Here is a 10,890-nt window from a genome sequence, read left to right as displayed (position 1 = left end):
TCTTTTGAGCTTTATTATATTATCATTTTTGGTTTAGGATGTCAATAATTTTTTTGTTTTTTTATTAACTTTTTTCTAATTTTCTTTCTAAGCTCTTATTTTAGCCATTTTTAGTTTTATATTATAATTTGTTTTTCAGCTAAAACAAATTATCCGGTGTTACTAATTTTAGCCATAACACCGGATTTAGTAATTTAAGCTTAATTTACTTCGTCAATTAATTCGTTTTATCTTACATATATTTTAATACATTAGAAGATAATTTTTATAAATCTCCTCTAAGATTGTCTATTGCATCTTCTGCTTTTTTCTGTGCTTGTGTGCCTTTTTCTTCTATTTTTTCTGCTGCATCTTTTATTTTACAGTTTATATCCTTTGCTGTTTTTGCAAGCTCTTCTTTTGTTTCATTTTTTATTTTTTCAGCGTCATAACCTAAATCTTTTGCGTAATTTATTGCTTCTTTTTCTGCATCTTTTGCAGCATCTTTTACTTCTTTTTTTATGTCTTTTGCAGCTTTTTCAGTGTCATTCATCGCTTCTTTAGCTTTTTTCTTGGCTTCTTCGCCAAATTCTTGTGCTTTATCTTTTATAATTTCCCAGTTTTCTTCTAGGTCTCCTGCTTTTTCATCAACATATCCTTTTAAAAGGTATACTCTTTTTTTTGTTTCTTCGTTTACGTCTACTTCAGAGCCATCGTCTTTTACTATTCTAATCTTGTAATCACCAATATACATTCCAACTGATATTACACCTATAACAGGTATCAAAACCGCTCCCATGAATACACTAAGTGCTCCAGCAGCAATACCTATGTTTACAGGTATGTTCATTTTTACTTCGCCGTCTTTTTCTATGATGATTTTTGTAACATTTCCTTTTCTTAATAGTTCTTTTAATGTTGATACTAAATCGTCTTTTTTTACCTTAATGTCATCAGTCATTTTTTCTTTAAATGATTTTGTATTTTCCTCAATGTAAATTATAGCGTCTACCACATCTCCGTCAGAGTATTCAAGAGCTTCTTTAGCTTCTTTATAGCTAACTCCTGTTCTTTCAATTACTTGGTCTACTTGTTCTAGATTTATCATACTTTTCCTCCTGTTTGAGTATTTCAATAGAATGTAACTTCAAATCTCCGTAAAAGGATAAAATGTAGTTATAATTAAATTCGTCTAACATTTCGACCAGTATTGGAGATATCTTTGCATTAACACTAACTTCTATATTTTTATTATACACGTATTTTATAAATCTAATCAAATTTTTATCCAATGTAAAAATGTTTGGCGTTTTCAATTTCAAACATTCATCGCATACCAATGTACCTGTTGTCATGTCTATGTTGTGCAACAAATCAGGGTTGGTCTGCCTGCAAATACTGCAGCTTAATAAATTTGGCTTTATACCTAACGCGTCTATTAAATGTAGCTCAAATATCAGGCGTAACAACCTAAGGTCAACCTCTTTATCTTTCATTATTCGAAATGTCTGTAAAAAAACATCAAATAATCTAAGCTCAGTCTGATTTTCTGTTTGAGTTTTGTCTATAATCTCGCAAAGATAGCTGGCTAAATAGTATTTGTGAAGATTTTGAGAAAAATTATAAAATGAATCGTTTGATTTTGAATTAAATAATCTTGAGCTGGTCTGTCTTAAATCCAGCTCCATGTCAACGTATGAAAACACCTGTGTTCCTGATAATAATTTGCTCTTTATTCTTTTTGACGAATGTGCAAACATACTCACTTTGCCAAATTTTTTAGTAAAAGCTGTGATTATCTCGTCAAACTCTTTATATTTTTGTGTTTTTATAATTATTGCGGGTGTTGAAACGTACATGATTACTCCGCATAGTATTTTTCTAAAAATGCTTTTTTATATTCTAAAAGGTTGCCTGCTCTTATTGCCGCTCTAATGTTGTTCATCATATTTACAAGAAAATATATGTTGTGATAGGTAATCAGTCTGCTACCTAAAATTTCTCCTGCCTTAATTAGATGCCTGATATAAGCTCTCGAATAATTTTTGCACACATGACAATCACACTCAGGGTCAAGAGGTAAGAAATCCTCAGCATAGGTCGCATTTCTAACTACCAGCTTTCCATTTGCAGTCATGGCAGTGCCATGTCTAGCTATCCTAGTAGGCAATACGCAGTCAAACATATCCACCCCTCTGATTACCCCTTCAAAAATGTCGTCAGGTGTGCCTACCCCCATTAAATACCTTGGCTTGTACTTTGGTAAATAATCAGGAGTATAATCAAGCACTTCGTACATAAGTTCTTTTGGTTCTCCTACTGACAATCCTCCTATAGAATATCCGTCAAAATCTAAATCTACAGTCGCTTTGGCAGACTCAATCCTTAAATCCTTGTAAACTCCTCCTTGCACTATACCAAATAAAGCCTGCGTTTCAGGGTTTTTATTTGCTTCTTTTCCTCTTTTTGCCCACCTTATTGTTCTTTTATAAGAATCTTCTACATATTCTCTTGAGGCAGGATAAGGAGCACATTCGTCAAAGGACATCATTATATCTGAGCCTAGGCTATTTTGCACTCCAATTGACTCCTCCGGTCCCATAAATAAGTTTGCCCCGTCTAAAACAGATTTAAAGTATACCCCTTCTTCTTTAATTTTTCTAAATTCTCCTAGAGAAAATACCTGAAACCCGCCACTATCTGTTAATATAGAACGTTCCCAGTTCATAAACTTGTGTAGTCCGCCACCTTTTTTTACTATTTCATCGCCCGGTCTTAGGTGTAAATGGTAGGTGTTTGATAAAATTATTTTTGCACCTATTTCATATAGCTCCCTGTTTTCCATAGCTTTTACTGTGGCGTTAGTGCCTACAGGCATAAATACAGGTGTTTCAAACTCGCTGTGTAGTGTTTTTAACAAGCCAAGTCTTGCCTTTGATTTTTTATCCTCTTGTAATACTGTAAATTCTAATGGTTTGTTCATCAATACTTCCTTTTAATTTGTTTGATTTATTTCTTTAACTATTTTTTCTAGTATTTCATCCGCTTTGTCGTTATCCACTTGACAAGTACCTGCATTTTTATGACCTCCACCACCGTATTTTAGACATAACTCTCCTATGTCAAAATCGGAGGCTCTGTTTATGATTGATTTGCCAATCATTATTGGCGTATTTTGCCCTTTAAAGCCTTTAGTCAAATGTATGGAAATTTCTACCTCCGGATACATTGCATAAATATAAAATCTGTTTCCCGCATAAATAGTTTCTTCGTTACGCAGGTCTAATATTATAACCTTGCCGTCAACTCTAGCCAATCTTTTTAATTGTTCCTTGAATAAATCCTGTTGCTCAAAATATAACTTAGTCCTTTCCTTAACATCAGGGAGTTCAAGAACCTCTTTAATGCTATGGTCTAAGCAAAAATCTATAAGCTCCATCATCAATTGATAGTTTGATATTCTAAACTCATGAAATCTGCCAAGTCCTGTCCTCGCATCCATCAAATAGCTCAATAATACCCAGTCCTTTGGTTCTAATATTTCTTCTTTTACAAACTGTGCACTATCTGATTTATCCACCGCGTCCATTATTTCTTGCGTAATACGACTAAGCTCGTTATTTTCCTCAAATTTTTTGAAATATCCGTACACAACTCTAGCTACGCTTTTTTCTTCGGCAATAATATAGTTTTGGTTCTCTAAAGAATCTTCATTCCTTTTCATTTCAGACTCATGATGGTCAAAGACTATGCCCGCATTAGGTGAATAAGGCAGATTTGTAGTGATGTCATTTTCAAATAGTTCGATTTTCCCATCCTGCACATCCTTTGGATGAACAAACTTAATATCGTCTAATATGCCAATCTCTTTCAAAATCATTGCACAAACCAAACCATCAAAATCAGACCTTGTGACAAGTCTATATTTGTCAAATTTAAAAATATTCTTATTAAGTTTCATTTTTGCTCCTTATAGATTTAATAATATTAAAACACTTAGTCTATGAACATACAATCCCCAAAGCTAAAAAATCTATATTTATTTTTAACAGCCTCCTCGTAAGCATGAAAAAGCTTGTCCTTACCTGCAAATGCACTAATCATCATTATTAAAGTCGACATAGGCAGATGAAAATTAGTGATAATAGAGTCCACAAATTTGAATTTATATGGCGGAAAAATAAAAATATTCGTGTTGTCACTAAGCTTGGTCAGCTCACCATCTTTATTTGATGCCGACTCCAAAGTTCTAACAGTAGTAGTGCCTACTGCTACAATCTTTTTACCATTTTTTCTGGCCTCATTTAACCTTTTAGCCACATCTTCGTCTATATTATAATACTCACTGTGCATATGATGCTGTTCAATCTTGTCAACCTTGACAGGTCTAAACGTTCCAAGTCCCACGTGTAAAGTCACATATTCAATCTCTATCCCCTTATTTTTTATCTGCCCCAAAATTTCATCAGTAAAATGCAAGCCCGCTGTAGGAGCAGCTGAAGAACCATTTATCTTGGAGTATACAGTCTGATATCTCTCTTTATCGTCTAACTTGTGGTGAATATACGGAGGAAGTGGCATAGAGCCTATTTCATATATTATATCCTCAAATACTCCATCAAAATCGAATTTGATGTATCTTATCCCCTCGTCCTCCTCTTTGCTAATCGTGCCACTCAGTCTATCCGAAAACCTAATCACCGTACCGATTTTAGCTCTTTTTGCCGGCTTTACCAAGATTTGCCAATTATACATATCTATTCTCTTTAAAAGTAAAATTTCGATATGGGCGTCCGTTTCTTCCTTGATACCATAAAGTCTAGCAGGCAAAACCCTAGTATTGTTAAGCACCAACACACAGTTTTCATCTAAATAATTCACAATGTTTTTAAAACTTTCATGCTTTATTTCACCGGTTTGCTTGTCAAGCTTCATCATGCGGGAGGCACTTCTGTCCTTTAACGGCTCTTGTGCAATTAGCTCCTCCGGTAGATAATAATCAAAATCTCTTGTATCCAAAATAATCCTTTCAAATTTAAAAATATTCCATTATATATTAAATAACTCAATTATAAACACTATTTAAACATATCTTCATTATTATATGGATAAGTGTCAACCAATTCGCCAATTACAAAATATCTCTTGCCAGTGCTTGATGAAAAATAGCAAGTCATAAGAGAAATAACAGGCTTACCCCTTTTTGTAGCAACATCATCACTTATCATATCAAGAGCATCATCATTGACAGTTTTAGTGTCATACACCTGATACTCGTAAATCTTGTACTTGTCAGTAATGCGGATTTTGTCACCAATTTTAACATCCATCAGCCCCCCAAACAAAACACTCTTGTCCTTGTTAAAATGACCAGCCAACGTGTAATTACCCGCTCCCATAGTATCGCTAGGTTTCATAGTAGTAGCACCAACTAATAAATTGTAATCAGTAGTACCCTTTAAAATCGTCAAATTAAGATTAATCGAAGGAACTACTAACTGACCGATAATATGCGACTTATCAATAGCATCAGGATTTATAAAAGAGGACGTAGGAGAAATCTCCTTTACCTTAGAAAAATCAAAATCCTCCTGAGGGAGCACCTTTGATTGATTTTCAATAAGCTGCTCAGCAGATATATCCTCTACACTCACCCTTTGAATATTATCCTTGAGCTTAATCTGCCCAATCATAGGCAGAGCAATTAAAATTAAACCTATGATAATTAGAACAATTGGAAGTGCCTTTTTAATATTCAATAATAACACCTCTAATAAAAAATTACAAAAACACATAATAACAAAGACATTTTAACACTAATAAAAAACAATTTCAACGAATTCTTTTAAAGCATTACAAACACTAAGATTTAAAAAATTTATTTAATTTTACAATATTAGTTCCATTTTTTTGTTTTCAGTGGTATAATCATAACAAATTATAGGAATAATTTTGGAGGTATTATGGCAGAAAATATCGAAATGTTAGAAGAACAATTAAACGAACTTCAAAATAGGAAAGACGAACTATTAAAAAAAGAAAACCTAGACGAAAAAATTAAAGAGCTGCAAGATAAAAGAAAAAGCCTACTAAAAAAAGAAAAAGGCGAAAGAAGAAAAGCACGCCACAAAAGATTAATCGAAAGAGGAGCAATGTTTGAAAAATATTTCTCCTTTGACGAAAAAAGCTCCAGTGCCGAAGTAGAGCTTTTCCTAAAACAAATCCTAAGCGATAAAAACTTTGTAGAATACGCTGAAAAAATAAGATATCGCATAAAAAAAATTTTGGCAGCTAATGCAGCAGAGCATAATTCCAAAGAAAACGAAAATATAGAATAATCATGTCGTAAAATCTACGCAAAATTAAATCAACTTAGATTAAAATTGAGTGTGAAAACCTATCGTCAAACGGCGATAGGTTTTTTATTTTTTTCATTTAGACATATAGTTCCCCACATTTTTAGACACAGTTTACAATTTTTCCATTTAATATAAAAACAATTTAAGCAATTAGTATCATAAAAAACGATATTTTTTTCAATAAAATCACAAAAAATAATATTTATAGCAAAAATAATTCAAAAGTTTTATAAAAATTTATAAATTATATGTTTTTCGTATATAATTTATGGTATAATATAAACAAGAAATATTTAAGAAATCTAAAAAAATTCTAAAAACCAATCAAAACTTATCCAAAGCTATTTTTGTAGTGTATAATGTGCAATCAGCAAAGCTTTATTGACCTTGTATACCAAAATTATCACACTGACAAGTTTTGATTTTTGTTATATGAGATTAACTTAAATATTTCACAATTAAATAACGATAAATTATTGGGAAAATTATACTATTAATCCCTACATAAAGAAAGGAAGTGATACACCTCATTCCCCTAAACTAAAAATTAAGTGGATGAATAAGTTATACTATGCAGTGAAAAGATATCAAAATACACCCTTTGATATTTTTCCACTGCATAGTAATAACTAAATTTGGTAAAAAGCGAAATTTTAGGTAGAAAATTTAAGAAACTACATCTAAAGCAACTATACTTTTAAATCGAAATGCTGAGGAAAAAGCAGGCGATTACAAAACTTAACCCCTCTGTTACATATTTTTGCTACATTATATAAATATGTAGGAAATAGTTTTGCAAAGCAAAGCTTGATTACCGGCAAAGTAAGCACGCAATAAGTATAAGAAAAATAGTGAACATCCTTAACTACCTTAGGCCGCCAGTATGCCGGATAATGGATAATACTATGTCAACGGTTTAATCGCGAATAGAATTTTTCAATCAAACTACAAATATAAAGCAACATACCACATAAGTAAATGCTATGTCACAACAACCACATTACAGATTAATTGTAAGAGTAGCATCTACACTAGTAGTATTGAAAATTTCGTTCTATTAACCTAAAAAACATTCACAATGATAATTTAAAGTTTATGGAGGAAGAATTTGAAAGCTTCTATCGTTTTTAAAAACGAAAAGAAGAGTCAAACTCTATTTCTTCATTTGAGAAATGGAGGACTATGATGGTCGACTCAAGAAAAAGCAAGACGGGATTAGCAAGGTTACTGTTAACCTTTGTCCTAATCCTAGGAGGGTTCTTTGCTCATATTGCACTGTTTAATCAGTCATATGCAGCTGTAGGAGAAACTTATACCTTATTAATAAACGAAAATTCTATTGCAGGATATGGAATTTATGATACTAATGATACTAACCGTACTGGTGTTTATCCTATTTTGATGAACCTAAACAACAATAAAAGACGGTCTGAAAATGTTTTAGTATACTGTATTCAGCATGGTGTACCTACGAGTAATGGAATTCGAAATTATACTGAAAAAGTATGGAGTTCTACAACTATAAAGAGTCTACCAAATGTTCAATGGATTTTAAACAATAGCTATCCAAATAAAACATTAAGTAGCTTAGCAAGTGATGCAACCGCAGCCGGGTATCCAGTATCAGATTTAAAACCAGATCAAGCAGTATCAGCTACACAGGCTGCTATTTGGCATTTTACAGATGGTTTCAACCTTGATGCTAACCAGTATAGGTCGGTCATGGTATCTACAAACACATATGTGAAAAAAGATGGTGTTGTAACATATGTAATGTACCAAGCAAACGATAGAAATTGGTATATGCTGAAAAACGACGGCAGCAATACTATTGACTTGTATAAAAAATATACAGCTCATCCAGCTGATCCATCAAACTATACATCACTTGGTAGCTTCTCTAAATTAGATGAAACAAATGACCCTTACACAAAAATTTACAGCAATGCCGTTTCAAGGTTTAATCAGTTTCAAGATAATTTACAAAATCTGTATAAATATCTAGTCAAAAATGCTTCATATGCAAATACACTAGAAATAGAACCACAGTATATTAGTGTTACCGGACCAGCTACAACTGTAACAGCAGATAAGATTGGTCCTTTCACTGTAAACAACTTAACAACTGTTAAAGGAAAAATAAATACTGCTGATACTAGAACAGTAAAATTGACATCTTCTGACCCAAATGTAGTATTTAAGTATGCAGATGGAACAGCAGTAGATTTAAACGCTGTTATACCTAATAAACCTTTCTATGGTTCAATAACAAGTGGCCCGGGTAGTGTAACTCTTAAAGCCGAAGGTGCAACTGATGTTCCAATCGGAAGAGTTTTTGTTGCTAAGGGAAAACAAACCTTAATTTCAGGTGCACCGGTTCTAACAAATCCTGCACCAGCAGCTACAGCTAATTATACTAGACCTAAAAATATTGATATCCCTATTACAAAAATATGGAAAAATGCAAATGGTGGTATAATGGCAGGTCCTGAATCCGGTGATGATGTAACTAGCATTACAGTAGACCTAATTCAACAAGGTTCAACATCTCCACTTCAGTCTGTAACACTTACAGCCCCAAATTGGAGCGGTAAATTTACAAATATACCTGCTTACAATTCTGATGGAAAACCTGCTGTATACACTTACTCAGAAAGAAACGTGCCAAAAGGCTACGTTTGTGATGGAGTAGGATTAATTGACCCTAACAATTTATCTAAAGGATTACAAGTTGTAAACAAAAAATCCTATGGCACATTTGATTTTGTAAAAACATCATCAAATAATTATCCATTGCCAGGTGCAACAATTACTATTACTGACTCAAGTAATAAAATAGTTATTCAAGGTATGACAGATTCCAACGGTAAACTAACAAAGCCTACTATAGGTTCTGAGAATTTCAACCTAAACGGACAAATTTCTTTACCAAATGGAACATACACTATTACTGAGAGTACAGCACCTCTAGGATATAAAATAGCCCCACCTATTACAATAATAATAGAAGGAGGCATTACAAAACTAAACGGTGCTCCATCATCACAAGTAATAATGAAAGACACCGAAGAACCAACCAGCCTTACAATAACAAAAAACTGGACTAGTCCGGATGGTACAAATATTATAAATTCTATTGCAAACCAATATAAAGCAACCTTCGTATTGCAACAGGATTTAAACAAGACTGGTGATTGGAATATAGTTTATGATTCAAACAATAGCCCAATAACTGGTGAAATATTTGGAAATGGTTCATACACTTTTAACAATCTTGCTAGATATAACAAAAATGACACAGAAATTGCTTATAGAGCATTAGAATCAGCTGTAAACGTCCCAGCAGGAGAAGGTACATTTAAAGAAATGACTACTCCAGGCTCAAAAAACGTAACAAACCAGCTACAACAAGAAAATGTTGAAATAACCGTAATAAAAAAATGGGTACAAATTGATGGCTCTACACCACTTGAAAACGCAAATGAATATACAGCCACCTTCGCACTCTATGCCGATGGCAATCCAACAGGTAGAACAGTAACAATCACAGGAAATAACAGTGATAAATTTGATTTACTACCAATGTACAATGATACTACCGGCAAAAAGATTGTCTACACAGTTCAAGAAACAAAAGTTTCAGGATTTACTTCTAGCGAACCAAATGTTTCTACGGACGGCAAGACATTCACATTCACAAACAAGCAAGACAGAAATACAGAAAAAATAACTATTGTTGCTCAAAAACAATGGGCACTAAATGACGGTACACCAATAGAAGACAACAAAGCATCAAACTACAGTGCAACATTCGTTCTAAAAGCTAACGGAGATGTAGTACGTAGCATAGAATTCAAAGGAAATAAAATAGGTCAAAACAAAGTAAACTTCGGAGAATATCCTAAGTATGACGATAACAACGTTGCTATTAAGTACACAGTTGAAGAAATCTTAAATACTGCAGGATTTGTATCAGATACTACTTTAGTAGAAGTACCTACAAACGGATTAGTTACCTTTGTAAACAAATCTACTACTAAAAATCTACAAGGAAGCATAGGAACAAAAGTATCACTGGATGGAGTTGCAAACGGTAACAAAAAATACGACAATAACGGTCGTTTGACAGTAATCCCTCAAAAAGCAACAAACATCACAGTAACAGACACTGTATCCTACAAAGGCTTAGTACCTAGTGAAGAATACTATCTGACAGCAACATTAAACAAAATTGTTGATGGTAAAGCAATAGCCATTAAAACACTGGAAAACATCCTTCAAAAAGCAAACTCTGCCGGAGAAGGCACTTGGACAGTGAATTTTGAAAACATGACATTAGAACCTGATACAACATATGTAGTTTTCGAAAAAGCAATATCAAAAAATATCTTGGTAGATACTAATAAAGACGGTATAAAAGACGAATATCAAGGCGGAGATAACGACCTTAATAAAGACGGAATACCAACATTAGAACACAAGAATATTGACGATTTTGCTCAAACTATCGTTGTTGAACCTAAATTCGAAGGTCAAACTCCAGTTGGACAGC

Annotated in this window: 8 protein-coding genes; 2 read left to right on the top strand and 6 right to left on the bottom strand. The window is 33.1% G+C overall.

Translation table 11 applies throughout. From position 1 onward, the window contains the following. Positions 1-265: 265 nt before the first annotated feature. From BBG48_RS10005 to BBG48_RS09980, 6 genes are read right to left on the bottom strand one after another with little or no spacing between them, the layout of a single operon-like run. The gene (locus tag BBG48_RS10005) at positions 266-1,087 is read right to left on the bottom strand and encodes a DUF4342 domain-containing protein (protein WP_068913265.1); all 822 of its coding nucleotides are present in this window, start codon (positions 1,085-1,087) and stop codon (positions 266-268) included. Then, a complete protein-coding gene (gene recO, locus BBG48_RS10000; protein ID WP_068913263.1) occupies positions 1,053-1,838 on the bottom strand; it encodes a DNA repair protein RecO in 786 nt (261 codons plus the stop codon). Before recO ends, BBG48_RS10005 begins: the two co-directional genes overlap by 35 nt. Before the next feature lie 2 nt (positions 1,839-1,840). After that, positions 1,841-2,962 (bottom strand): tRNA guanosine(34) transglycosylase Tgt, encoded by a 1,122-nt coding sequence (gene tgt / locus BBG48_RS09995; protein WP_068913261.1) that lies wholly within the window; start codon positions 2,960-2,962, stop codon positions 1,841-1,843. Between the two features lie 12 nt (positions 2,963-2,974). Further along, on the bottom strand, positions 2,975-3,940 hold the full coding sequence (locus BBG48_RS09990) for a DHH family phosphoesterase (RefSeq protein WP_068913259.1): 966 nt from the start codon (positions 3,938-3,940) through the stop codon (positions 2,975-2,977). Between the two features lie 35 nt (positions 3,941-3,975). Continuing rightward, positions 3,976-4,998, bottom strand: coding sequence for a tRNA preQ1(34) S-adenosylmethionine ribosyltransferase-isomerase QueA (queA, locus tag BBG48_RS09985; RefSeq protein ID WP_068913258.1), 1,023 nt, complete (start codon positions 4,996-4,998; stop codon positions 3,976-3,978). Between the two features lie 59 nt (positions 4,999-5,057). Further along, positions 5,058-5,738 (bottom strand): class A sortase, encoded by a 681-nt coding sequence (locus BBG48_RS09980; RefSeq protein WP_068913256.1) that lies wholly within the window; start codon positions 5,736-5,738, stop codon positions 5,058-5,060. A 204-nt stretch (positions 5,739-5,942) separates the two neighbouring features. Here BBG48_RS09980 and BBG48_RS09975 point away from each other — a divergent pair, with 204 nt between their 5' ends. Continuing rightward, positions 5,943-6,317 (top strand): hypothetical protein, encoded by a 375-nt coding sequence (locus BBG48_RS09975; protein WP_068913254.1) that lies wholly within the window; start codon positions 5,943-5,945, stop codon positions 6,315-6,317. A 1,203-nt stretch (positions 6,318-7,520) separates the two neighbouring features. Further along, a partial coding sequence (locus BBG48_RS09970; RefSeq protein WP_147292848.1) for a Cna B-type domain-containing protein occupies positions 7,521-10,890 on the top strand: 3,370 nt, incomplete at its 3' end.

It is taken from the genome of Criibacterium bergeronii (genome assembly GCF_001693775.2).
Classification (GTDB): domain Bacteria; phylum Bacillota; class Clostridia; order Peptostreptococcales; family Filifactoraceae; genus Peptoanaerobacter; species Peptoanaerobacter bergeronii.
Note: the sequence above shows the minus strand (reverse complement) of the source record. Positions and strands in the feature narration are given on the sequence as shown.

Excerpts from the sequence above, each read along its gene's own strand:
- BBG48_RS10005 (WP_068913265.1), bottom strand. The coding sequence starts at position 1,087 with ATGATAAATCTAGAACAAGTAGACCAAGTAATTGAAAGAACAGGAGTT.
- recO (WP_068913263.1), bottom strand. The coding sequence starts at position 1,838 with ATGTACGTTTCAACACCCGCAATAATTATAAAAACACAAAAATATAAA.
- tgt (WP_068913261.1), bottom strand. The coding sequence starts at position 2,962 with ATGAACAAACCATTAGAATTTACAGTATTACAAGAGGATAAAAAATCA.
- BBG48_RS09990 (WP_068913259.1), bottom strand. The coding sequence starts at position 3,940 with ATGAAACTTAATAAGAATATTTTTAAATTTGACAAATATAGACTTGTC.
- BBG48_RS09975 (WP_068913254.1), top strand. The coding sequence starts at position 5,943 with ATGGCAGAAAATATCGAAATGTTAGAAGAACAATTAAACGAACTTCAA.